Annotated in this window: 22 protein-coding genes; 13 read left to right on the plus strand and 9 right to left on the minus strand. The window is 62.4% G+C overall.

Features of this window, described 5'->3' with window-relative positions; translation table 11 throughout:
• Nucleotides 1-39 precede the first annotated feature (39 nt).
• The gene (locus IQ26_RS00830; protein WP_240546943.1) at nt 40-441 is read right to left on the minus strand and encodes a hypothetical protein; all 402 of its coding nucleotides are present in this window, start codon (nt 439-441) and stop codon (nt 40-42) included.
• Between the two features lie 303 nt (nt 442-744).
• On the opposite strand from IQ26_RS00830, the gene IQ26_RS00835 reads away from it, so the two are divergent.
• The 7 genes from IQ26_RS00835 to phoB all read left to right on the plus strand — a co-directional run bounded on the left by IQ26_RS00835 (nt 745) and on the right by phoB (nt 11,089).
• On the plus strand, nt 745-4,551 hold the full coding sequence (locus IQ26_RS00835) for a PAS domain-containing protein (RefSeq protein ID WP_145711360.1): 3,807 nt from the start codon (nt 745-747) through the stop codon (nt 4,549-4,551).
• Between the two features lie 495 nt (nt 4,552-5,046).
• A complete protein-coding gene (locus tag IQ26_RS00840) occupies nt 5,047-6,087 on the plus strand; it encodes a PstS family phosphate ABC transporter substrate-binding protein (RefSeq protein ID WP_145711362.1) in 1,041 nt (346 codons plus the stop codon).
• 63 nt (nt 6,088-6,150) lie between these two features.
• Nucleotides 6,151-7,521: a phosphate ABC transporter permease subunit PstC gene (gene pstC, locus IQ26_RS00845; protein ID WP_145711364.1), complete on the plus strand. Its 1,371-nt coding sequence runs from the start codon at nt 6,151-6,153 to the stop codon at nt 7,519-7,521.
• A complete protein-coding gene (gene pstA, locus IQ26_RS00850) occupies nt 7,521-8,807 on the plus strand; it encodes a phosphate ABC transporter permease PstA (protein WP_145711366.1) in 1,287 nt (428 codons plus the stop codon). Before pstC ends, pstA begins: the two co-directional genes overlap by 1 nt.
• 14 nt (nt 8,808-8,821) lie before the next feature.
• Nucleotides 8,822-9,637 carry a phosphate ABC transporter ATP-binding protein PstB gene (pstB, locus tag IQ26_RS00855; protein ID WP_145711368.1) on the plus strand — a complete coding sequence of 272 codons (816 nt, stop codon included), beginning with the start codon at nt 8,822-8,824 and terminating at the stop codon, nt 9,635-9,637.
• A 38-nt stretch (nt 9,638-9,675) separates the two neighbouring features.
• Nucleotides 9,676-10,383, plus strand: a complete 708-nt coding sequence (gene phoU / locus IQ26_RS00860) for a phosphate signaling complex protein PhoU (protein ID WP_145711370.1) — start codon at nt 9,676-9,678, stop codon at nt 10,381-10,383.
• Nucleotides 10,384-10,399: 16 nt separating this feature from the next.
• A complete protein-coding gene (gene phoB / locus IQ26_RS00865; protein ID WP_126035251.1) occupies nt 10,400-11,089 on the plus strand; it encodes a phosphate regulon transcriptional regulator PhoB in 690 nt (229 codons plus the stop codon).
• 294 nt (nt 11,090-11,383) lie between these two features.
• Here the strand turns inward: phoB and IQ26_RS00870 are convergent, their stop codons facing one another.
• On the minus strand, nt 11,384-12,631 hold the full coding sequence (locus IQ26_RS00870) for an ROK family protein (RefSeq protein WP_145711372.1): 1,248 nt from the start codon (nt 12,629-12,631) through the stop codon (nt 11,384-11,386).
• Nucleotides 12,632-12,903: 272 nt separating this feature from the next.
• On the opposite strand from IQ26_RS00870, the gene xylF reads away from it, so the two are divergent.
• The 4 genes from xylF to IQ26_RS00890 all read left to right on the plus strand — a co-directional run bounded on the left by xylF (nt 12,904) and on the right by IQ26_RS00890 (nt 18,112).
• Nucleotides 12,904-13,944 carry a D-xylose ABC transporter substrate-binding protein gene (gene xylF, locus IQ26_RS00875; protein ID WP_145711374.1) on the plus strand — a complete coding sequence of 347 codons (1,041 nt, stop codon included), beginning with the start codon at nt 12,904-12,906 and terminating at the stop codon, nt 13,942-13,944.
• 159 nt (nt 13,945-14,103) lie between these two features.
• Nucleotides 14,104-15,435, plus strand: a complete 1,332-nt coding sequence (locus IQ26_RS00880; protein WP_145711376.1) for a sugar ABC transporter permease — start codon at nt 14,104-14,106, stop codon at nt 15,433-15,435.
• Between the two features lie 95 nt (nt 15,436-15,530).
• Nucleotides 15,531-16,325: an ATP-binding cassette domain-containing protein gene (locus IQ26_RS00885; protein WP_145711378.1), complete on the plus strand. Its 795-nt coding sequence runs from the start codon at nt 15,531-15,533 to the stop codon at nt 16,323-16,325.
• 143 nt (nt 16,326-16,468) lie between these two features.
• Nucleotides 16,469-18,112 (plus strand): CHASE domain-containing protein, encoded by a 1,644-nt coding sequence (locus tag IQ26_RS00890; protein ID WP_145711380.1) that lies wholly within the window; start codon nt 16,469-16,471, stop codon nt 18,110-18,112.
• Between the two features lie 93 nt (nt 18,113-18,205).
• Here the strand turns inward: IQ26_RS00890 and IQ26_RS00895 are convergent, their stop codons facing one another.
• The 6 genes from IQ26_RS00895 to IQ26_RS00915 all read right to left on the minus strand — a co-directional run bounded on the left by IQ26_RS00895 (nt 18,206) and on the right by IQ26_RS00915 (nt 21,682).
• Nucleotides 18,206-18,448, minus strand: a complete 243-nt coding sequence (locus IQ26_RS00895) for a YMGG-like glycine zipper-containing protein (RefSeq protein WP_126035241.1) — start codon at nt 18,446-18,448, stop codon at nt 18,206-18,208.
• Nucleotides 18,449-18,528: 80 nt separating this feature from the next.
• Entirely contained in the window at nt 18,529-18,855 is a 327-nt protein-coding gene (locus IQ26_RS00900; RefSeq protein ID WP_145711617.1) for a hypothetical protein, read from the minus strand.
• 127 nt (nt 18,856-18,982) lie between these two features.
• Complete coding sequence (locus IQ26_RS39045) at nt 18,983-19,165, minus strand: hypothetical protein (protein WP_240546944.1); 183 nt, start codon at nt 19,163-19,165, stop codon at nt 18,983-18,985.
• A 146-nt stretch (nt 19,166-19,311) separates the two neighbouring features.
• On the minus strand, nt 19,312-20,343 hold the full coding sequence (locus IQ26_RS00905; RefSeq protein WP_145711382.1) for a sensor histidine kinase: 1,032 nt from the start codon (nt 20,341-20,343) through the stop codon (nt 19,312-19,314).
• 155 nt (nt 20,344-20,498) lie between these two features.
• Nucleotides 20,499-20,666, minus strand: a complete 168-nt coding sequence (locus IQ26_RS00910) for a DUF1328 domain-containing protein (protein WP_126035236.1) — start codon at nt 20,664-20,666, stop codon at nt 20,499-20,501.
• Nucleotides 20,667-20,887: 221 nt separating this feature from the next.
• Nucleotides 20,888-21,682, minus strand: coding sequence for a response regulator (locus IQ26_RS00915; protein ID WP_145711384.1), 795 nt, complete (start codon nt 21,680-21,682; stop codon nt 20,888-20,890).
• A gap of 238 nt (nt 21,683-21,920) precedes the next feature.
• On the opposite strand from IQ26_RS00915, the gene IQ26_RS00920 reads away from it, so the two are divergent.
• Both IQ26_RS00920 and IQ26_RS00925 read left to right on the plus strand, forming a co-directional pair.
• Entirely contained in the window at nt 21,921-22,115 is a 195-nt protein-coding gene (locus IQ26_RS00920) for a NepR family anti-sigma factor (protein ID WP_162457838.1), read from the plus strand.
• Between the two features lie 3 nt (nt 22,116-22,118).
• The gene (locus tag IQ26_RS00925; RefSeq protein WP_145711386.1) at nt 22,119-22,670 is read left to right on the plus strand and encodes an RNA polymerase sigma factor; all 552 of its coding nucleotides are present in this window, start codon (nt 22,119-22,121) and stop codon (nt 22,668-22,670) included.
• Nucleotides 22,671-22,692: 22 nt separating this feature from the next.
• On the opposite strand, the gene IQ26_RS00930 is transcribed toward IQ26_RS00925, so the two are convergent.
• Nucleotides 22,693-23,013, minus strand: a complete 321-nt coding sequence (locus IQ26_RS00930) for a response regulator (RefSeq protein WP_407660306.1) — start codon at nt 23,011-23,013, stop codon at nt 22,693-22,695.
• Nucleotides 23,014-23,161 lie beyond the last annotated feature (148 nt).

A 23,161-nucleotide genomic window follows, 5' to 3' on the forward strand; every position in this document is an offset into this window, starting at 1 on the left:
GGGCGGATCTTTGGTAATCGTCGTTTGAACGCCGGCTGGCTATTCACAGACCATCCGGACCCGTTTTCCGGGTTGACTGACGTTCTTGCAGGTGAGTGGTTTTGCCGGTTCGGACGACACGGGCGAATTGTTGGACGACTTCGTGATTCGTCTTCTCGGCGTGACAGGCGGTGTCGTTCTGCGGGTCGCCGCTTCCTTCGGGACTTCGGGCGCCACCGGAAAGACATCGGTCCCCACCTGCGGCTGTCCGGCTTGCGCCTGCGGCGGCCTGTCCCAGACCCGCCGGACATCGAGCGGCCTTGGAATGATGACGGTGCCGTCGTAGCTGCGCGAGCAACCGCTCCCGAACAGCAGCATCGGGCACAGGAAAAAAGGCAGGATCCGTCCCAACATCAGCAACACCTTGCAGGATTTATAACGCGGCTTCGGTTCTGCCGACAACCGACGGAACGCCGCGGGCAAGGCTAGCGCATGACCCAGAAAATCGGAATCGATTTTCGCTGGGGATCATAACGCAACATTCAAGTGCTGCAGCATCCTTTTGCGCGTCCGAAAGGACGCGCGGCGCTGCAGTGGGGCGAATCCGAAATTCGTCCAGGTTTGAGCAGCGCAACGGGCGAATTCCAAATCCACCGCACCGGTGACGATCCGTTAAGGTTAGCGGAACGTTAATGCTTGTGGGGCACATTCCGCCGGCGAACCGCGGAGGGAGGGGTTCGGCCCTGATTCTCGAGTTGGGACGGCATGGCGGAAGCGGACGGACCAGTTGGAAGACGCGGCAAGCGCGCTCCCCGCAAAGCGGCTGCGCGCGGCGGCGATGCGCCGTCGTCGGCCGGGGATCCTGATACGTCGGAAGCGCTTCGCGAACTGGTCGAGGCGGGCTCGGACTGGATCTGGGAGAGCGACGCCGAGCTGCGCTTTTCCTGGCTTTCGGAAAACTATCGAGCCGCAACCGGTATCGATCCGGCGAGCGTTATCGGCCGGTTCCGCTTCGACTTCCTCAAGCAGGTTGTGAGCGGCAGCCGGAGTGCGGCCGCACATCTGGAAGACCTGCAGGCACATCGGCCGTTTCGTGATTTCGTCTACGAACTGAAGGGTGGCCGGCCCGGCTGCCGCTGGGTTTCGATCACCGGCTTTCCGCGCTTCGACGCCGAGGGAAAATTTGCCGGCTATCGAGGTATCGGTCGCAACGTCACGATGCTCGCCGGTGCGTTCGACGAATTGAGGCAGGGCGATCCATCGACAGGCGGCGAGACGGCGCAGCATCTGGCCGATCTCGAGCGGAAAACCTTCGACAACCTTCGCACGATGGTCGATTCGATGCCGATCGGCATCGTCGTCGTCGACACCGAACTGCGCGCGGAAGTGATCAATCGTGCCTTCTACGATTTCTGGAGGATCGACCCCCGGCGCGCCGAGGTCGGCTGCCGTTTTCGCGACCTGATGGAGGCCAGCCGGGACGTCGACCCCTATGGTTCCGATGACGAGGCGTGGCAGCGGCACGTCGCCGAGCGCGAGGCGGAAATCAGGGCGGGTACGATCGGATCGAGGCAGCTGCCGCGCAACGATGGTCGGACGCTGATCGCATCCACAGCACCGCTTGCCGGCGGCAAGCGACTCATTTCCTATGTCGACGTCACCGCCATGAAGGACCGCGAGGCGGAACTTGCCGAAGCGCTGGAAAAATCGCGGCTGGCCGAGGCGGTGATCAACGACGTCAAGGATCCGATCTTCGTCAAGGACGACAATCTGCGCTTCGTGTTCGTCAACGAGGCGTTCGCCGCGCGGTACGGACGGCGACCGCAGGCAATGCTGGGCAAGCTCTGCGGCGATTTCACCACGCCCGACGAGGCCATGCGCTTCGAAGAAAGCGAAAAGCAGGTCCTGGCAAGCGGCCGGCCCTACGAGGTGGAAGAAGACTTCGCCTTCTCCGGCATCGGCCGCTCCCGCATCGTCAGGAAAAACCGCGTCAGCATGGCAAGTGGTCGCAACTATGTTGCCGGTTTCATCTTCGACATTTCCGACATGAAGCGCCGCGAGACAGAAGCCGAAGATGCGCGCAGGCAACTCGTCACCGTGCTGGATTCGCTGCCAGCCGGCGTGATCATCTACGACCGCGACGACAATTTCGTCTTTGCCAATCGAAGGCTGCGCGACACGTTGCCGGCACTGAAGCCCGCGTGGCAGGCCGGCCGCACATTGCGCGAGGCGTTGGCGCTCGGCCATTCGGTCGGTTATTTCCGGCTCAGTGGCGATCCAGAACTCGACCGGCTCTACGACAGCGATTCCGACCGCTGGCTCGACGGCATGCTGGCACGCTACCGCTTACCCAACGCGCCCTTCGAACGCGTCAATCCCGACGGCCGCTGGCATCAGGTCCACGACATGCGGACCGACGACGGCACTTTCATTGGCGTGCGTGTCGATATTTCCGAGATCAAGAGCCGTGAAAAGGCACTGCATGACAGCATGCGCGAGAACGAGGTGTTCCGCAGCCTCATCGACAATGTGCCGGTGTCGATCTACGCCAAGCGCTCGGACCTCAGGCTGTTCTACGTCAACAAAGGCTGGTGCGATCTCACCGGCTTCAGCAAGGAAGAGGCGATCGGCAAGACCGACATCGAGATTTTCGGGGCGGATGGCGAAGCCTTCGTAAGAGGCGATCTGGCCGTGCTTCGCAGCGGCGAGACCCAGGAGATCGAGGAGACCGCAACGCCGGCCGACGGTAGCGTCCGCCATCAGTTCGCGCGCAAGGGCGCGATGATCGCTTCCGACGGTTCGCTCTATCTGATCGGCTCGACCACCGACATCACCGAACTGAAGCAGCGCGAGGCCGAGCTGCGCGAGGCGCGGCAGAGGGCCGTGCTCGCCGACCGCGCCAAGTCGGAATTCCTGGCCAATATGAGCCACGAGATCCGCACGCCGATGAACGGCGTGCTCGGCATGGCCGAACTCCTTGCCAAATCGGATCTCGATCCGAAGCAGAAGATCTTCACCGACATCATCGTGAAATCGGGAAACGCGCTGCTCACCATCATCAACGACATCCTGGATTTCTCCAAGATCGATGCCGGCCAGCTCGTGCTCGACCCGGCGCCCTTCAATCTCCCCGAGGCGATCGAGGATGTGGCGACGCTGGTGTCGACACGCGCCAAGGAGAAGGATCTCGAGCTCATCGTGCGCATCGAGCCCGGCCTCGAAAGTCTGTTCGTCGGCGACGTCGGCCGTATCAGGCAGATCGTCACCAATTTGCTCGGCAACGCGGTGAAGTTCACCGACGAAGGCTACGTGCTGGTCGACGTGACCGGCGAAAGAGGTCCGACGGGAACGAAGCTCACCATCTCGGTGACCGACACCGGCATCGGCATTCCGCAGGACAAGCTGCAGCTTGTCTTCGAGAAATTCAGCCAAGTCGACACGTCGTCGACGAGACGGCATGAAGGCACCGGGCTCGGCCTTGCCATCACCTCGCGGCTCGTCGACCTCATGGGTGGCGAGATCGGCGTCGACAGCGCCGAAGGCAGGGGCTCGACCTTCTGGTTCACCGTGACGCTGCCAAGCGCTGCGCCGTCGACCAGGCAACGCATCACGCCCGTGGATGTGACCGGCGCGCGGGTGCTGATCGTCGACGACAACGCCGTCAACCGTTCGATCCTGACCGAGCAAATGACGTCATGGACCTTCGATTCATGCGCGGCCGAAAGCGGTGCCGAGGGGCTGAAAGTGCTTATCGCCGCCGCTGCCTACGGCGTGCCGGTCGACTGCGTCGTGCTCGACTATCAGATGCCCGGCATGAACGGGGCCGAGATGGCCCGGATCGTGCGCAACACTGCCAGTCTCGCCGATACGCCGATCATCATGCTGACATCCGTCGACCAGTCGCTGGCCAACACCGGCCATCATGATCTCTACATCGACGCGCAATTGATCAAGCCGGCGCGCTCTTCGGTGCTGCTGGAAACACTGGTCGCCACCATCCAGCGGCACCGTCAAAACACGATGGGCACCGGCGCGCAGCCGGCGGCGGACGGTTCCAAGAGCGACATGTCGCAGCCATCGCCGTTGCCGACATATGGGGCAGCGCCCGGACGGGCGCTGCTGCAGCCGCCACCGGTTCGTCCCCGCACCAGCGCGTCGGCGGGCGCCGGGCATCGGCTGGACGTCCTCGTTGCCGAGGACAACGAGGTGAACCAGATGGTTTTCACCCAGATTCTCGGCGAAACCGGCTACGGCTTCGAGATCGTCGGCAATGGCCGCAAGGCGCTCGATGCCTTCGGCAGGCTCAATCCGCGCATGATCCTGATGGATGTTTCGATGCCCGAGATGAACGGCCACGAAGCGACCGCCGCAATTCGCCGGCTGGAAGAAGAGACCGGCACGCATGTCCCGATCGTCGGCGTCACCGCGCACGCGCTGAAGGGCGATCGCGAACGGTGCCTGGAGGCAGGCATGGACGATTACCTGTCCAAGCCCATCAGCCCCAGTGCGTTGCTCGAAAAGGTCGAGCGCTGGCTCGGCGCCGACGGCGAAACCCAGCGCAACGCGGGATAGGGGTTCCTGTCGGGCTGTGGCGTTCAGCCGAGATTCGGCAACGCGTTGCGGACAAGACTATGGCGCGATCGCACCATACCAAAGCGTGCGCCCGGTTGGGACAATAAGCGCATTCGAGTTCCGCTTCTCCAGTTACGGGCGGGAGCAGCGACCGCCGGCAAGAAACAGGGTCAGATCTACCCCAACGGACCTGTTTCGGCGATGGCGCGGCCTTGACATGATCTGGCCGTACGCAACGCGCTCCCGCCCGGATTTTCTTTCGACGCCGACTGTCGAGGGGGAATTCCGGCCGGAAACCGTGCAAGCCACTGATTCCGGCGGCAAACCACGGCTATGCCGGCGGGACCAGCGGCCATCTCTTTTCGCCATCGCTGTGCGGCGTTACCGGGGTGACATGAAACTGTCATGTGACTGTAATAATCGGGGGCTATGGCCTCTCTGGGCGCCAACAGACAATGGCGCCGAGAGACCATCTTCCGAACAGGAGCAGGCCACATGAACAAATTCATCCTTACGGCGTCGGCGGCAACGCTGGCGCTCGCCGCGTCGGCAGGCTATGCCGCCGCGCGCGACCAGATCAAGATCGTCGGTTCGTCGACCGTGTTTCCGTATTCGCAGGCGGTCGCCGAGGAATTCGCCAACAAGACCGGCAAGCCGGCTCCGGTCGTGGAGTCGCTCGGCACGGGCGGCGGCTTCAAGGCTTTCTGCGGCGGCGTCGGCCCCGACCATGCCGACATCACCGGCGCCTCGCGCGCCATCAAGGAATCCGAAGTCAAGCTGTGCGCCGACAATGGTGTAACGGACATCACCGAAGCCCTCATCGGCTATGACGGTCTTTCCATCGCCGTCTCGCGCGCCAACACCACCGACTGGGATTTGACCGAAGAGCAGATATTCAAGGCGCTCGCCGCCGAACTTCCGGACGGCAAAGGCGGCTTCGTCGCCAACCCGAACAAGAAGTGGTCGGACATCGACGCATCCCTGCCGGCGACCGCGATCGTCGCTTTTGGCCCGCCCCCGACGTCCGGCACACGCGATGCATTCGTCGAGCTCGTGATGCATGACGGCTGCAAGGATCTCCCGGGCATGGCGGATCTGAAGAAGGCCGATGAAGACAAGTGGACCGAGGTCTGCTCGCGCATGCGTCAGGATGGCCCCTTCGTCGAAGCCGGCGAGAACGACAACCTCATCGTTCAGCGTCTCGAATCCGACCCGAACAGTGTCGGCATCTTCGGCTATTCGTTCCTCTATGAGAATTCCGATAAGCTCAAGGGTATTAAGGTCAACGACGTCGAGCCAAACTTCGACACGATCGCCGACGGTTCCTATCCGGTGGCGCGTCCGTTGTTCTTCTACGTCAAGAACGCTCATCGCGACGTTATTCCCGGCATGAAGGAGTTCCTTGAGGAATACGTGTCCGAAGCCGCCCTCGGCCCGGATGGCTACCTCGCCGAGCGTGGCCTGACCCCGCTCGCCGACGACAAACGCGCCGAGGTACAGAAGGCCGTTCTCGAAGGCAAGAAGTTCGGATCGTAAATTCCGACAGCCTGCCGCCCGCGTTTCGCGGGCGGCAGTTTTAATTGACCGGCAGGGGACGTCATGGCGGCATATCTTTTCGGCTTTCTGGCGCTCGCCGCCATTGTCGTATCGCTACTGGGGATCTCGCGCGCACGCCGGGTCCGCACCAGTCAGGCGGAGAAAGTTCATTCCCGCCCGATCTATCACGGCCTGAACGCGGCTATCTGGACGGGCGTGCCCGCTTTCGTGTTCCTCATTCTCTGGTTGACGGGGCAGAACGCCATCGTCGACATGATCGTGATGGGGAGCTATCCGGGCGCCGATGCACTGAGCGGCGCGCAGCGCTCGCTGGTTCTGAGTGAGATCAGGCAGGTTGCCAACGGCAACAATTTCAGGGAACCGTCGCCCCAAATCCTGGCTGCCGTGGCGCACCTCCAGTCGCTCGAAATGCTGGCACGCTGGGCCATGGTCGCCTTGGTCGCGGCGCTGGTGACGGTCGGCGCGTTCTTCGGCCTGAAGGTCATCGAAAGCCGCTACCGCGCCCGTCACAGCGTCGAGCGGTCGATCACCATCTTCATGCTTTTCTCGTCTCTCGTCGCCATTCTGACCACGCTGGGCATCGTCGGTTCGCTGGTCTATGAGGCGGCACAGTTCTTCGCTCGGGTTCCACTCACCGAGTTTCTGTTCGGCCTCCGCTGGGAGCCGCAGATCGCGCTTCGCGCCGATCAGGTCGCCGGCCAGGGCGCATTCGGCGCAATCCCGGTGTTTTTCGGCACGTTCGTCATCTCGGCACTGGCGATGCTGGTCGCCGTACCGACAGGCATTCTGTCGGCAATCTACCTGACCGAATATTCCGGCGCGCGGTTCCGGGCGGTGGTCAAGCCGCTGCTTGAAATCCTGGCCGGTATTCCGACCGTCGTCTATGGCTTCTTCGCGGTTCTGACAGTCGCCCCCGCCGTGCGCAGCCTGGGCCTCACGATCGGGGTCGAGGCCGCGCCGAACAGCGCGCTCGCGGCCGGTGCGGTGATGGGCGTGATGCTGATACCGTTCATATCGTCGCTCTCCGACGACGCTTTCGCGGCCGTTCCGCGTGCCATGCGCGACGGCTCCTATGCGCTCGGATCGACGAAGGGCGAGACGATCCGCAAGGTGCTGCTGCCCGCGGCGCTGCCCGGCATCGTCGGTGGCGTGCTTTTGGCGCTAAGCCGCGCCATCGGCGAGACCATGATCGTGGTCATGGCCGCCGGGCTGATCGCCAAGATGACGCTCAACCCGTTCGATGCGGTCACGACCGTCACGGTACAGATCGTCACGCTGCTGATCGGCGACAGCGAGTTCGACAATCCCAAGACCCTGGCAGCCTTCGCGCTTGGACTGATGCTGTTCATTATCACGCTCGGGCTGAACCTGATAGCGTTGCGTACGGTCCGCAAATACCGGGAGAAATACTGATGACGGCCGTCACTTTTCCTGCAGTGGTAATCAACTGGGGGTCCGACGAGATGGCGGCGCGGCGAAAGCGGCGCTACGCTGCCGACCGGCGGCTGCAGATCTACGGGATGATCGCGATTGCATTCGCGCTAGGGTTTCTCGCGATCCTGATCGGCACGCTGACCTTCACCGGATACCGTGCCTTCACGCAGTCCGTAGTGACGTTCGAACTCGACCTCAGCAAGGCCGAGATCGATCGGAGCGACGTCATGGGCGCGGATTGGCGCGGCATCGTCCGCGGCGCGCTGCGCGAGAAGGTTCCGGAACTGCCGCGTTCATCGGAACGCGCCTATTTCGCCATGTTCACCTCATCCGCCCAATTCCTGGTGCGCGACCAGGTCATCAGGAACCCGGCCCTGCTCGACGGGGTCGCCCGGTTCAGCGTGCCGCTCTCCGATCCGCTCGATCAGCTCGCGAAGGGCCAGGTTGACCGCGATACTCCGGAAAGCCAGCGTCGCGTGACCGATCGGCAGATCGAGTTCTACGAGCAGCTGTCTGCGGCGGGCGCCATCTCGAAACCGTTCAACTGGGGGCTGTTCTTTAATTCCGACAGCCGCTTTCCCGAGCTGGCGGGCCTTGCCGGTGCGATCTCGGGATCGTTCTGGGCGTTGCTAGTGTGTTTCCTGATAAGTTTTCCGATCGGCATCGCGGCGGCAATCTATCTGGAGGAATTCGCCCCGAAGAACCGGTTCACCGACCTGATCGAAATCAACATCAACAATCTCGCCGCCGTTCCGTCAGTCGTCTTCGGTCTGCTCGGTCTGGCCGTCTTCCTCGGCTGGTTCGGGCTGCCGCGCTCCGTTCCCCTAGTCGGCGGCATGGTGCTGGCGCTGATGACCTTGCCTACGATCATCATCGTTACCCGCGCCTCGCTGACCTCGGTTCCCTCCTCCATCCGGGAGGCGGCGCTTGGAATCGGAGCGTCCAAGACCGAAGCGATCTTCCATCACATCCTGCCGCTGTCGATGCCGACCATCATGACTGGCACGATCATCGGCCTGGCTCAGGCGCTCGGCGAGACCGCGCCGCTGCTGCTCATCGGCATGAATGCATTCATCACCAGCCCGCCGGCCGGCGTCCTCGAGGCGTCGACGGCGCTGCCCACCCAGATTTACATATGGGCCGACAGTCCGGAACGGGGTTTCGTCGCGCGCACTTCCGCCGCCATCCTGGTTCTGCTCGGCTTCCTTATTCTGATGAACGCAATCGCGATCTTTCTCAGGCAGCGCTTCGAGCGCCGCTGGTAATGGAGTAAAGGGACATGAACGTGCTGACCGAAGTGGCTGTCGAAAAGAAGCTGAATCCGATGACGAAAGAGTCCAACATCAAGATGCGCGGCAAGGACGTGACCGTGCACTATGGCGAGAAGCAGGCGCTTTTCGCCGTCAATCTCGATATTCCCGAACGTCAGGTCACGGCGCTGATCGGGCCGTCAGGTTGCGGCAAGTCGACTTTTCTGCGCTGCCTCAACCGGATGAACGATACGATCGACAGCGCTCGCGTCGGCGGAAACATCACGCTGGACGGCGAAGACATCTATGATCCCAAGATCGACGTGGTCGAATTGCGCGCCCGGGTAGGCATGGTATTCCAGAAGCCGAACCCGTTCCCGAAGTCGATCTACGAAAATGTTGCCTACGGTCCGCGTATCCACGGACTGACGCGCAACAAGGCCGAGCTCGACGAGGTCGTCGAATCCAGCCTCAAGAAAGCAGCGCTCTGGAGCGAGGTGAAGGACCGCCTGCAGGAGTCCGGCACCGGCCTTTCGGGTGGGCAACAGCAGCGGCTGTGCATCGCACGCGCCATCGCGGTCTCTCCGGAAGTGATCCTGATGGACGAGCCGTGTTCCGCCCTCGATCCGATCGCCACCGCCAAGGTGGAGGAACTGATCGACGAGCTGCGGGCAAACTATACTATCATCATCGTCACTCATTCGATGCAGCAGGCAGCGCGTGTGTCGCAGCGCACCGCCATGTTCCACCTCGGCTATCTGGTCGAGGAGGGCGCGACTGACAAGATGTTCACCAACCCTGACGACAAACGCACCCAGGACTACATCACCGGCCGGTTCGGTTGAGCGGTCCGGCGGCGAATTTCGAACACGAGGACAGTATCATGGGTGAACACACCGTCGCATCTTTCGACGAGGAATTGGAGCACATCGACCGGCTGCTCCGCGACATGGACGAGCTCGCCGCCGCGATGGTCGCGGCGGCGATTCGCGCGTTGCTTGCGTCAGACAATGCGATGGCGCAGCGCGTCGTCTCCGACGACACGATCATGGATGCGCGGCAGCGCGAACTCGACGATAGTGCGATCACGCTGATCGCCAAGCGGCAGCCGATGGCGCAGGATCTGCGCGCCGTGGTCGGCGCAATCCGCATGGCGGGCGATCTCGAGCGCATCGGCGACCTGGCCAAGAACATAGCCAAGCGGGTCAGCGCCGTTGGGCAGAGCGCCACGCCACGCAATCTCTCGCACGGTATCGACGCCATGGCGGATCTCGTTCTCGAGCAGCTCCGCGGCGTGGTCGAGCACTATGTCTCGCGCAACGCCGACGCGTTGAAAGAACTGCGCGCCGCCGACGAGAGGATCGACGTGAAATACACGGCGGTTTTTCGCGAGCTCCTGACCTACATGATGGAGGATCCGCGCAACATAACCGCCTGCACGCATCTTCTGTTCTGCGCCAAGAATCTCGAGCGTATCGGCGATCATGTCACTAACATTGCCGAAAACTCCTATTATGTCGTGACCGGGAAGCAATTGCCGGCGGACCGCCCGAAGCTCGACGAAACGACGATGTCGGCGCCGGCGACATGACAGGGGTAACCGGCCGATGATCGCGCCGCGCATCATGGTGGTGGAGGATGAAGAGCCTCTGGGCGTCCTCCTCCGCTACAATCTGGAATCCGAAGGCTACCAGGTCGAGGTGGTGACACGCGGCGACGAGGCCGAGATCCGGCTGCAGGAGAACGTGCCCGATCTTCTGGTGCTGGACTGGATGGTGCCGGCGATTTCCGGCATCGAGCTTTGCCGGCGTCTTCGGGTGCGTCCGGAAACCGAGCGGCTGCCGATCATCATGCTGACCGCCCGCGGTGAGGAGAGCGACCGGGTGCGCGGCCTTTCCACCGGGGCCGACGACTATCTGGTCAAGCCGTTCTCGACACCGGAATTCATGGCCAGGGTCAAGGCGCTGCTGCGCCGCGCCAAGCCGGAAGTGCTGTCCAGCGTTCTCAAGGTCGGCGACATCGTGCTCGATCGCGAATCGCACCGGGTCTATCGTAAGAAGAGCGAGATCCGGCTCGGGCCGACCGAGTTCCGGCTGCTCGAATTCATGATGCGGCACCCGGGGCGGGTGTTCTCGCGAAGCCAGTTGCTCGACAATGTCTGGGGCGAGACGATCTACATCGACGAACGCACGGTGGACGTCCATGTCGGCCGGCTGCGCAAGGCGGTCAACAATGGTCGCATGCCTGATGTCATCCGCACCATCCGCGGTGCGGGCTATGCGATCAGGGAAGACTAGCTCCACGGCGCGGAAGTTCTGACAGTCGGATGTGCTTGCGTTGGCGGATCGCATGTCTTGGCGACTAGCGAAAACGCCCATTGCTTCGTCATCCTGGGCGGAGCAAGGAGCGAAGCGACGCGGCGCAGACCCCAGGTCCATGCCGCGACTTCAGAGCGCTGCTGCGATGCAGAATTCCGCTCCGCTGCACTCTTCGGCTAAGGTCACGGCGTGGATCCTAGGGTCTCCGCGACGGAGCTTCGCTCCTGCTTCGCCCAGGGATGACGAAGTTGGACCGCGCTCTCCGGGTCAAACTCAAGCTACGTTCTTCCCCGCTGAGCCCCCTCTCGCCTGCACGCCCGGCGCGAAAATCTCCTGGTCGACGAAGCTCAGCGCCCGCATGGCGCAGCCTTCGCGGATCAGCGGCAGCTCGTTCGGCTCGGTGTCGAAGGAAATCGAACCCGAATGCTGGCCGCCGGCAGTTTGGGCGATGGCTTCGCGCAGGGCCGGCTCGATCAGGTCGAAGGCGGCGGCGCTGGCGCCGACCATGGCGACCGGCGCCGGATCGATCAGCGCGAACAGGCTGCCGAGCCCGAAGCCGAGCGCTTCGCCGGCCTTGCGGTAGGCTTCGCGCTCCGGTCCGTCCGTCTCGCGCGCCCGGGTGGCGAGCGCCCGCATGTCGGCGTCGCTGACATCGGCGACCGGCTCGGCGTTCTCGCTCAACTGTCTTGCGTTGCGCCAGATCGCGTAGTTGCCGGCATAGGCCTCGACGCAGCCGCGCCGCCCGCAACGGCAGAGCGCACCGCCCGGGCGATGGATCATGTGGCCGAATTCGCCGCCCGAGGAATGGGTGCCGGTGAACAGTTCGCCTTTCAGCACCAGCCCCATACCGATGCCGTGCGAGAGCAGGATGGCGATGAAATCGTCGCGGTAACGATCCGGGTCGCGCCAGCGCAGCGCCACGGCCATCATGTTGCAGTCGTTCTCCATGGTGGCCGGGATGCCGAACTCGTCTTCCAGAATGTCGGCGAAAGCGATGTTCGTCTGCGGCGTGATCGGCGACCACAGCATGGCGCGCGCACTGGAATCGGTGATGCCCTGGATCGCCAGCGCGATGCGGGCAACGCTTTGGACATCGAGGTCGGGATCCTCGAGCTGGCGCCGGACGATGGCGACGCATTCGCCGATCAGCTCGTCACGCGACATGGTCAGCGTGTCCAGCCGGCGCTGTTCCTCGGCGACCACTTGTCCGGCATAGTCGATGACGGCGACCGAAAGGAAATTCAGCGACAGCACGACGGCCAACACCGCAGCCGCTTCCGGATTGAGGCTGAGGCCGACCTGCGGCCGGCCGCGTTTCAGCGAAACGCTCTCGCTTGCCCTGCTCTCGGCCAGGATGCCCTCCTGGATCAGGTCTGAAGAGATCGCCGATATGGTCGAATGGCTGAGGCCGGTGGTCGCCGCGATCTCGGTCCGCGACGGATGGCCGGCCCGGCGCACGGCCGAAATCACCATCGCCCGGTTGCGCCGGCGCAAATCGTCGTGGCGGATTCCGACCGACATGTCTTGCTTTCTCCCGGTCGTCCTCGCGGCCTCTCGTGACGTCGAAGGCCGTCGGCGACACCAAGCAAATATTGGCAGAAGCCGACAGCCCTGTCATTATTTATTCCGAGACGCGAAAAAACGCCGGGCAGGATATCAAAATCCATCAGAATTGATGTTGACAGCGCTTCGGCGTTGGATCAGTATTTTTTCGAGGCTCGAAAAAATAAAGCCTTTTGTGCCGGCCTTCGGGCCAGTTTGGTCGCGCCGTACGTGGTGCAGGGAGGAATATCATGAAGAGATTCGCAGCCGCCATCCTGGCGGGGGTCGCTATGTCGCTGGCGCTCGCGTCGGTCGCACAGGCGAAGGACAAGGTCATTGGCGTTTCGTGGTCGAACTTCCAGGAAGAGCGTTGGAAAACCGACGAAGCCGCCATGAAGGCGGCGATCGAGGCCGCCGGCGACAAGTATATTTCCGCCGATGCGCAATCCAATCCCGGCAAGCAGTTGACCGATGTCGAGAGCCTGATCTCGCAGGGCGCCAACGCGCTGATCATCCTTGCGCAGGATGCTTCGGCCATTGGGCCTGCGGTGCAGAAGGCGCTGGACGAAGGCATTCCGGTCGTCGGCTATGACCGGCTGATCGAGAACAAGGACGTGTTCTATCTGACCTTCGACAACCAGGAAGTCGGCCGCATGCAGGCCCGCGAAGTGTTCAAGGTGGCGCCGGAAGGCAATTACGTCTTCATCAAGGGCTCGGGCGCCGATCCGAATGCCGATTTCCTGTTCGCCGGCTCCATGGAAGTGCTCAAGGAAGCCATCGACAGCGGCAAGATCAAGAATGTCGGCGAGGCCTATACGGACGGCTGGCTTCCCGCCAACGCCCAGAAGAACATGGAACAGTTCCTGACCGCCAACGACAACAAGGTCGATGCGGTGGTGGCCGCCAATGACGGCACGGCCGGCGGCGTCGTCGCGGCGCTGACGGCGCAAGGCCTGGCCGGATCCGTCCCGGTGTCGGGCCAGGACGGCGATCATGCCGCGCTGAACCGCATCGCGCTCGGCACACAGACCGTATCGGTGTGGAAGGACGCGCGCGAACTCGGCAAGAACGCTGCCGAGATCGCCTCGCAACTTGCCGACGGCAAACAGATGACCGACATTGCGGGCGCAAAGGACTTCACCACGCCGGGCGGCAATGCCGTCAAGTCGCTGTTCCTGACGCCGATTGCCATCACCAAGGACAATCTCAACGTCGTCATCGACGCCGGCTGGATCACGAAGGACGCGGTCTGCGCGGGTGTCGCCGCCGGCAGCGTGGCGGCTTGCAACTGATCTCGACCACTTCGCAAGGAAACGAACGCCGCGGCTGTGAGGTCGCGGCGTTTTCAAAGGCTTTCCGCTTCAAATGGCTTCCGCTTCAAATGATTGGGGAAAGCCGATAGCATCGTGTTCCGGCATCCGCGCCAGACGGCAACCCGGTGGGAGGACTTCATGACCGACACGGCATCCAACCCACCGGCCGCCAGAACGGCCGAAGACCGGGCGCGTGAATCCGAACTCAGCACCGTCGGACGGTTCCTCAAGGCAACCGAGCTCGATATACGCATGCTCGGCATGGTCGGCGCGCTGCTGGTCATCTGGTTTGGAATCCACATCCTGTCGGGCGGACTTTTCCTCACGCCGCGCAATCTCTGGAACCTGTCGGTGCAGACCTCCTCGGTCGCGATCATGGCGACCGGCATGGTGCTGGTCATCGTGATGCGCAACATCGATCTTTCAGTCGGCTCCGTCGAAGGCGTGATCGGCATGGTGATGGGCGTGGCGCAGGCCGAATTCCTCATCCGCGTCATGGGATTCCAGCTTGGAAGTCCCTGGATATGGATCATCGCGCTGGCTGCCGGTGTGGCGCTCGGCCTCATGATCGGCGCGCTCCAGGGCTTCATCATCGCCTATCTAGAGGTTCCGGCCTTCATCGTGACGCTGGGTGGGCTGCTGATCTGGCGTGGCATGGCGTGGCTGATGACGAGCGGGCGCACCGTCGCGCCGCTGGACGCCACCTTCCAGCTCATGGGTGGCGGGCCGCGTGGCTCGATCGGGGCAACCGCGAGCTGGATCGTCGGCGCTCTCGCCTGTGTGGCCGTCGCCTTCATGCTGCTCAACGGCCGGTCGCAGCGCAAACGGTTCAAATTTCCACTGCGCCCCGTCTGGGCGGAAATCTTTCTCGGCGTGGTTGCTTGCGCCGCCATCCTTGGCGCCGTCCGGATCGCCAACTCCTATCCCTGGCCGGTCGGCATCGTGCGCCGCTACGCCCAGCAGAACGGCATCACCATCCCCGAAGGCGGCCTGTTCATTGCCCATGGGATCGCCATACCGGTGCTGATGGCGGTCACTGTGGGCATCGTCATGACCTTCATCACCAGGCGTACCCGTTTTGGCCGCTACGTCTTTGCCATCGGCGGCAACCCGGAAGCGGCGGAACTCGCCGGCATCAACACGCGCTGGGTGACCATGAAGGTGTTCATGATCATGGGCGTGCTGGCCGCAATCAGCGCGGCGATTGCGTCGGCCCGCCTCAATGCGTCGACCAATGCGCTGGGTACGTTGGACGAGTTGCTGGTCATCGCCGCAGCCGTTATCGGCGGCACGTCGCTTGCCGGCGGCTCCGGCACGGTGCTCGGCGCCATGCTGGGCGCACTCCTGATGCAATCGTTGCAATCCGGCATGGTGTTGCTCGGCATCGATTCACCGCTTCAGAGCGTCGTCGTCGGCGCCGTACTGGTGGTCGCCGTCTGGCTCGACACCGTCTACCGCAAGCGGGTCTGAGCATGATTCCGAACCGAAGGTCCGCGTCAGCGAAAAGTGGATACCGGTATACGGGCAGGCTCATGCTCAAGCAAAAACCTTAGGGAGGAACGATCATGGCTGACACAACTGCTCCCACGCCACTGATCGATATGCGCAACATTTCGATTGCCTTCGGTGGCATTCGCGCCGTCGACGATGCGTCGATAGTCCTGTTCCCGGGCGAGGTGGTGGCGTTGCTCGGCCACAACGGCGCCGGCAAGTCGACGCTGATCAAGATCCTGTCCGGCGCCTACAAGCGCGATGCGGGCCAGATCTTCGTCGATGGCGAAGAGGCTTCGATCTCCAACCCGCGCGACGCCAAGAAATACGGCATCGAGACGATCTATCAGACGCTGGCGCTCGCCGACAATGTCGACGCCGCCGCCAACCTCTTCCTCGGCCGCGAGCTGATGACCGGCTGGCGCACGCTTGACGATGGCGCCATGGAGGCCGAGGCGCGCAAGGTAATGGGCAGGCTCAACCCCCGCTTCCAGCGCTTCAAGGAACCGGTGATCAAGCTTTCGGGCGGTCAGCGGCAGTCGGTGGCGATCGCGCGCGCCATCCTGTTCAACGCCCGTATCCTGATCATGGACGAGCCGACGGCGGCACTGGGGCCGCAGGAGACGGCGCAGGTCGGCGAACTGGTCATGCAGCTCAAGGCCGACGGCATCGGCATTTTCCTGATCAGCCACGATATCCATGATGTGTTCGAGCTTGCCGACCGCGTCTGCGTGATGAAGAACGGTCAGGTCGTCGGCACGGCGCGCACGAGCGACGTGACCCAGGACGAGGTGCTCGGCATGATCATCCTGGGCAAGTGTCCGCCTGGCGCCATTCCGGGACCAGGTGCACTGAAGATCGCCGCCTGAAGCTTCAAGTAAGCCGGCTAAATACCAGCTGTGTGGCCGGGCCACGTGATATGCCAGCCATCACGATGGTTTGGCCGCGCCATTGTGTTGGCGCGGGGACTTGCCCATAAAGGTCGAAAACCATTCACGGGCCGCGGCAGCAATTGAAGAAGTTCTTTCCGATCGTCGCTTTCATCGCCGTCGCGCTGATCAGCCTGACGATGGCGGGATTCGCCTATTTCGCCACGCAGGAAGCGGCGCGCATCAAGTTCGAGGCGACGGCGGACGACGCGCTCAACCGCATCGATAGCCGCATCGACCTGCATCTGTCGCTGCTGCGATCGACGCAGGCGCTGTTCAACGCCCGCAATGGCGGCATTTCGCGGGGCGAGTTTAAGGCATTCTTCAGCGCGCTCGATATTGACGGCAATTTCGCCGGCCTGCGCGGCATCGGCTTTCTCCGTTTGGTGAAAACAGGCGACGAGGTGGCGGTCGAGCGTGCCCTCCTGCACGACTATGGCGCCAGCCATGTGATCTATCCGTCTACGACGACGCTGTCATGGCGCACGCCCATCGTGCAGTTCGAGCCGTTCGACACGTCCAGCCAATCCAGCATCGGCTACGACATGTTCACCGAACCGGTGCGGCGCGAGGCGATCGAAAAGGCGATGGCCGACGACCAGCAGCATGCAAGCGGGCGCGTGCAACTTGGCCAAGAAACGGGTGCTGCGCAGACCTTCACCGGCTTCCTGGTCTTCGTGCGGCTCAACGTTGAAACCGCGCCGGACGGCGTCAATGCATCCACATCCTCGACATCAGGTTTTCTCTATGCGGCCTTCCGCGCCCGCGACCTGTTCCAGACCGCGCTCAGCCGGACGCCGCTGCTGCCGGTCAACATCGAAATCTATGATGGCAAGGTGGACGCCAACAATCTCTTATTCCAGTCGGAGACGCCGCCGGTGTCGACCTTCGGCGAAAAACTGGTGGTTTCCCGCGAGATCACTGTCGCCGGGCGTCCGTGGACCATCCTGTTCAGGCCGACAAGCGCCTTCTCGCAACCCTCGTCGCGCGCCATTCCGGTGATGCTCGGCCTGTTCGGGCTGCTGCTCGCGGGCGCCATCGCGCTGGTGGCGCGCTATCAGGAGCGGGCTTATGACGCGGTCTCTCTGCTTCACGAGACGACGGAAAAGAGCCTGCTCGAAAAAGACCTGATGCTGCAGGAGATGAAGCACCGTATCAAGAACTCGATCACGCGAGTGTTGGCGATCGCGCGCCAGACCGCGTCGCAGGCCACCGACGTCCACGAGTTCTCGTCCTCTTTTTCGGCGCGGCTGCAAGCAATGGCGGCTTCCCAGGACATCCTGACGCGCTCGCGCTGGCAGAAGGCCGATCTCGGCGATCTCTTGCGCATCGAGCTTGGCCAGGTCTTCGGCAAGGAGCTTCCCGAGGGGATATTGTCGGGGCCAGAGGTGTTGCTCGACGAGACGACGACGCAAGCGCTCGGCCTGACCTTTCACGAACTGGCGACGAACGCGCTGAAGTATGGCGAAGCCGGCAATTCGGCGAATAACCGAAAGGGCGACTGGGCGCTCAAGGTCGACTGGTCGGTCGAAGGCCGCAGGCGCGACAGGACGCTGGTTCTCAACTGGCGCGAAGCGGGCCAGAAGAAGCTCGAGGCTCCCGTCAAAACCGGGTTTGGCACCAAGCTGATCGATTTGAACGTCACGCGCGAATTGCGCGGTACGATCAATCGTGATTTTCACGATGGCGGATTGAACGTGGAAATCAGGATGCCACTATCTGACTGAAATGCTGCCGCAAACCGGCAGTTTTCGAAGGCACTAAGCGGAGACCGGGCGAGCCGGCCTCCGCTTAAATTGCTCCATGCGTTTTGACGGGAATCAGCAGCGAGCCGTATAGAGGCGGCCACGGTTGTCGCGATACTGGCAATAGCCGTTGCGCAGGTTGCGCACCAGCAGGCCGGAACCGGCACCGACGGCTGCGCCGACGAGCGCACCCCTGCCACCGCCAATCAGGCCGCCGGCCAGAGCGCCGACACCGGCGCCGACGCCGACATCCTGCTCGGTGGTGCTGCAACCGCTGACCGCCACCACGGCAACCATCGCAATAATCATCTTCCGCATAGAGTTACTCCTCGCTTTTGTCCTCACTTGTAGTCCGATCCGTCATTTATCATGCGAAAAAGGGTTTTGCCTGCTCGATTTCACTGTTGGCTAAGAGAATCTTTTTCGCGAGGCGCGCCGTTCGAGGCAACCACAAGATTGGAAATCTCCACGGAAGCGTCGAGCGTGCCGTCCGGACGTACATTCCAGACGATCCGGTCGTAATCATCCTCCAGCGCCGGATCGACGGAGAGGCATTCGGCAATTATACGTGGAGCCTGGTCCTGCACGTCGCCCAAGGCGAACGGCCGCTCGGCGGTGCATTCCTGAGCGGTTTCGAAAACGCTCACCGGTACGGGAAGTTCACGGCACTCGGTCATCGTGTTCGAACAGCCGATGACCAGCAACACGGCAGCGATATGTTCCATGGCGACGGTCCTTTCGCCATAGCAACGGGCCACATCCGCCAAAGTTCCTGCGAGGCAGGCTGGCGCGCGATCATTTGGAGAAACACGTCGACATGAGGCAAGCGCAGCCGCCGGCCATTTTGGTGCTCTAGATTACCTGGAGCGCGACGATCAGGGCTGTCAGCATCACCAGCGCAAAGGCAGCAAAGCGGGGGAACGGCTGAGAAGCAATATGCGACGGCATGGCGGATGCTTCGAGGTCCTGAAACCCGCCCATCGAAATACGTGCGGCCTGTTCCAGCCTGTTGATATCGGCAACCGTCAAAGCCATTCCTCCCGTACTGCGCAGCGAACTGCGACCGAAAACGTCATGTGGAGCGGTCTGGGAAAAACAGCATCGGACTTTATGGTGAACAGGTGGTTAAAGCCGGCGCGGCCGGTATCAATCCCGGCCTCTTTGGCTCGGCTGTTGTCCGTTCAATCCGTCTCGAAGTTGCCGCGAGGAACGACAAGGCGATACTCTACACGGCCCCCGGTGATTTCGAGTGTCGCCGTACCGTTCAACGACGCAGGCACGACGCGCTCGAGCGCGACACTGCCAAAACGCTTCTCGCTGGGCTGATTGTCGTTGGTTCCGATGGCTTCGGCCCATACCAGCGACAGGGCGGTTTCGCCAGCGGAAGCGGCCGTGAGGTCGGCCGTCACCTCGACGAATCCGTCGGCTCGCGACAGAGCGCCATAGCTGACCGAATTGACGGCAAGCTCGTGCATGGCCAAGCCGATATGCAGGGCGGCATTGGGGTTGAGGTACGGATTTGCACCCCGGAAGCGCAGGCTGCGCAGGGGATCGGCCCCATAGCGGCCGACCTGCCCGGACACCAGTTCGCGGAGTGCCGCTCCCCGCCAGTTGGACGAAGTCACCAGATCCTGGGACGAGGCAAGCGACTGCAGCCGGCCGCGAAAGCGTGTCAGGAAGTCGGTGAGCGTGTCCGAATAACGGCTGGTCTGGGTGGCGATGCTCTGGATGATGGCCAAAAGGTTCTTCGAACGGTGGCTGACCTCGCGCAGCAGCGTCTTCAGGGTCTGCTCGCGACGTTTCTGCTCGGTCGTTTCGACCATGGTGGTGACGACGCCCTGCACGGCGCCGCCGTCGTCGTGATCCGCGTCTACCCACACCTGGAACCAGCGAACGCCATCGTCGGCGGGAATGCTGAGCTCAAGATGTTCCGGATTGCCGGATGCGACGACGTTGCGTTTGGCCGTACCGATGCGCTCCGCCTGCGCCGGCGGCAAGATGCCGCTGTCGGCCGTATCGGAAGCCCATGGCGGGCGCATGTTGCGGGCCCAGACGGTCTTCATCTCGCGATCCTGATAGAGAACCGAAATGCCGGCATTGTGCAGCGCATGGAGAAGGGCCCGGCCAAGCTGCATTCCGCTCTCAGCGGAATGCGGAGCGATGATCTCATCGCTCCGGCCGCTGTCTTTCATGTCTCCAGCTCTGGATTGCATCGGTCACTTCACCCACCCAATCTAAGCTGAACGGCTGACGGAAAAATGGGTTCCCAAAAGAGGTCCGCCGAGCGACGTCCGTTGAGGGACATCGCCCGGCGGTAGCTGGAAACCGCTTGAGGGGTGCGGCTCCCAGTGTTCGATCGCACTGGCGTTCACGACGCCCGTTTGAACAAGCCAGCGATAAGGGAAATGACCAGGAAAGCGAGAAAGACGAAAAACAATATCTGCGCTATACCGGCCGAGGTCCCGGCAATGCCGCCGAAGCCGAGAGCGCCGGCAATGATCGCTACGACGAGAAATACGAGCGCCCAGTAAAGCATGATCCATCTCCTTCGAATGGTACGGCAAAAACGCCGTTCGCTGCCGTTTGTTCCACCATTTGCCGAAAAAGACGATCCCTAGAAAGCTCTCCGGCCCGAATTGAATCGTCACGCGCAGGGGACGTTCGAGGCGCGCAGACGTATGCCGGCCGCAAGGAGCCAGCGTCATTAGATCTGCGAAAAAACGAGCGGCGCGGTGAAGTTGCGCTTACCCCGGTTTGCTATGCAGCCGCTTTCGCATGCCGGTCAAAGAACAGCGCCTGGCTGATCAAAGCCTTGACCATGTCCGGATTGAACGGCTTGGTGACGAGGAAAGCCGGCTCTGGCCGCTCGCCGGTCAGGAGGCGCTCAGGAAAGGCGGTGATGAAGATCACCGGCACCGGCGTGGACGACAGGATCTCGTTCACTGCTTCGATGCCCGAACTGCCGTCGGCAAGCTGGATGTCGGCCAGCACCATCCTTGGTCGCGTCTTTCCGAACATCGCCACCGCCTCGGCGTGGGTACGCGCAGTTCCGACGACGCGATGGCCCAGGCTTTCGACCATCTGTTCGATGTCCATGGCGATCAGCGGCTCGTCCTCGATGATCAGCACATCGGTTGCCACCTGGCGGGAAATCTCGTTGCTGGCCTCGGCGAGAAGTTCGGAGAACTCCTGATCGTCGACATCGAGAATTTCCGCCGCCTCGTCTTCGCTAAAACCTTCGACGGCGACCAGCAGGAAGGCTTGGCGGGGGCGGGGTGAGATCGCGTTCAGGTTGGCGGCGGCGCGCTGTTCCCACGCCGACTGCGCTTGCTCTTGCGGAACGCGGATGGCGACCGAGGTGAACAGCCTGGCGAAGACCTTGTAGAGCGCGATGCGGTCGTTCGATGCGTCCGGAAAGATGTCGACGTCGGCGATGATGGCTTCGAGCATCGCGGCGACCAGCGCGTCGCCACTCTCCTGCGATCCGGAAACGGCCCGCGAGAAGCGGCGCAAGAACGGCAGGTGCGGAGCGATGGTTGCGGATAGGCTCATGATGGACGTCTCCCTCTGACGTAATTGCATAAGATTGCAGGCTAAGCCGACTACAAGTCCCGAAATAAGCCCTGAAAACACAAACGCCGGCTTTCCGAAAAAGTTCCGATGGTTGTGGAACTAATATAAGGGGACGGCGTTTGAGGTCGGGATGGGCAACCAGACGAGGGTGCCGCTTGCTTTGCGTCGTGTGTTGAAGGGCGGCAGGGTGCTGGGAACAAAAGGGCGAAATGAAGACATGACTAAAGATACCACGGCTGGCGCTGTAAACGGGCGCCGGGCCGTTTCCGGCGACCCTCTCGGGCCAAACTCGGAAATCGGCCGCAAACTCAAACAATATTATGACGAGCTGGTCTCTGACAATGTGCCGGATCGCTTCGCCCAATTGCTCAGCCAGTTGGAACAGGCCCAACCCGCACGGAAAAAGGACTGAGGCATGGCGGCCGTCTCCCAGAGCTTCAAGACCGATCTGCTCGGCTCGATTCCGAGCCTGCGGGCCTTTGCCGTGTCGTTGACGCAAAACGCCGACAAGGCCGACGATCTGGTGCAGGAAACGCTGGTCAAGGCGTGGGACAAGCATGAAAGTTTCGAGCCGGGCACCAATCTGAAGGCATGGCTGTTCACCATCCTGCGCAATGAATTCTATTCGCAGATGCGCAAGCGCGGCCGCGAGGTGCAGGACAGCGACGGCATCATGACGGCCAGGCTAGCCGTCCACCCGGCCCAGCACGGCCAGCTCGACCTCAAGGATTTTCGTGGCGCGCTCGAGCAGTTGCCCGAGGACCAGCGCGAGGCCATCATCCTCATCGGCGCTTCGGGCTTTTCCTATGAGGAAGCCGCCGAAATCTGCGGCTGCGCGGTCGGAACGATCAAGAGCCGCGTCAGCCGCGCCCGCACCCGGCTACAGGAAATCCTGAAGATTTCCGGCGAAGACGAGTTTGGCCCGGACGCGATCTCGGCTCAGGTGACGGGGTCGAACGCCGCCTGAATACAGGCCCCGTTTCCGGATTTCAAACAAGAGGTCCGCGCCCGCACGCTGCCGCCACCGCCTCCACGAGATCGTCTCCCGAATAGGGCTTGGTGACCAATCGGATATCCGGAAAGGACACCTTGATTTCATCCATGTCCGAATAGCCCGAGGCGAAAACGAAAGGCACGCCCGATTCACGCAGCCGCGAAGCGAAATCGAGCGTCGAAGCGCCGCCCAGCATGAGGTCGACGATGGCCGCGTCAAATTGCGAGGCAACGCTCTTGCGATCGATTTCAGTCAGATCGCGGGCGATGACCACGTCGCCGGCGCCATAGTCGCGGCAAAGCTGCTCGACATCCATGGCGATCAGAAATTCATCCTCCAGAACTAGAATCCGCAATCCGTCAAGCAGTCGGGGCACGTGGCAATGTCTCCTTGAAGCGCAGGGATCAGGGGGGAGCGCAGGGTATAGAGGAGTCATGATCTCTATTTGGCATCCTGTCATTTAA

This window comes from Mesorhizobium tianshanense (assembly GCF_007830515.1).
In the GTDB taxonomy this organism is placed as follows: Bacteria; Pseudomonadota; Alphaproteobacteria; order Rhizobiales; family Rhizobiaceae; genus Mesorhizobium; species Mesorhizobium tianshanense.

Coding starts and splice junctions, on each gene's coding strand:
- IQ26_RS00835 (WP_145711360.1), top strand. CDS start 745: ATGGCGGAAGCGGACGGACCAGTTGGAAGACGCGGCAAGCGCGCTCCC.
- IQ26_RS00840 (WP_145711362.1), top strand. CDS start 5,047: ATGAACAAATTCATCCTTACGGCGTCGGCGGCAACGCTGGCGCTCGCC.
- pstC (WP_145711364.1), top strand. CDS start 6,151: ATGGCGGCATATCTTTTCGGCTTTCTGGCGCTCGCCGCCATTGTCGTA.
- pstA (WP_145711366.1), top strand. CDS start 7,521: ATGACGGCCGTCACTTTTCCTGCAGTGGTAATCAACTGGGGGTCCGAC.
- pstB (WP_145711368.1), top strand. CDS start 8,822: ATGAACGTGCTGACCGAAGTGGCTGTCGAAAAGAAGCTGAATCCGATG.
- phoU (WP_145711370.1), top strand. CDS start 9,676: ATGGGTGAACACACCGTCGCATCTTTCGACGAGGAATTGGAGCACATC.
- phoB (WP_126035251.1), top strand. CDS start 10,400: ATGATCGCGCCGCGCATCATGGTGGTGGAGGATGAAGAGCCTCTGGGC.
- IQ26_RS00870 (WP_145711372.1), bottom strand. CDS start 12,631: ATGTCGGTCGGAATCCGCCACGACGATTTGCGCCGGCGCAACCGGGCG.
- xylF (WP_145711374.1), top strand. CDS start 12,904: ATGAAGAGATTCGCAGCCGCCATCCTGGCGGGGGTCGCTATGTCGCTG.
- IQ26_RS00880 (WP_145711376.1), top strand. CDS start 14,104: ATGACCGACACGGCATCCAACCCACCGGCCGCCAGAACGGCCGAAGAC.
- IQ26_RS00885 (WP_145711378.1), top strand. CDS start 15,531: ATGGCTGACACAACTGCTCCCACGCCACTGATCGATATGCGCAACATT.
- IQ26_RS00895 (WP_126035241.1), bottom strand. CDS start 18,448: ATGCGGAAGATGATTATTGCGATGGTTGCCGTGGTGGCGGTCAGCGGT.
- IQ26_RS00900 (WP_145711617.1), bottom strand. CDS start 18,855: ATGGAACATATCGCTGCCGTGTTGCTGGTCATCGGCTGTTCGAACACG.
- IQ26_RS39045 (WP_240546944.1), bottom strand. CDS start 19,165: ATGGCTTTGACGGTTGCCGATATCAACAGGCTGGAACAGGCCGCACGT.
- IQ26_RS00905 (WP_145711382.1), bottom strand. CDS start 20,343: ATGCAATCCAGAGCTGGAGACATGAAAGACAGCGGCCGGAGCGATGAG.
- IQ26_RS00910 (WP_126035236.1), bottom strand. CDS start 20,666: ATGCTTTACTGGGCGCTCGTATTTCTCGTCGTAGCGATCATTGCCGGC.
- IQ26_RS00915 (WP_145711384.1), bottom strand. CDS start 21,682: ATGAGCCTATCCGCAACCATCGCTCCGCACCTGCCGTTCTTGCGCCGC.
- IQ26_RS00920 (WP_162457838.1), top strand. CDS start 21,921: ATGACTAAAGATACCACGGCTGGCGCTGTAAACGGGCGCCGGGCCGTT.
- IQ26_RS00925 (WP_145711386.1), top strand. CDS start 22,119: ATGGCGGCCGTCTCCCAGAGCTTCAAGACCGATCTGCTCGGCTCGATT.
- IQ26_RS00930 (WP_407660306.1), bottom strand. CDS start 23,013: ATGGATGTCGAGCAGCTTTGCCGCGACTATGGCGCCGGCGACGTGGTC.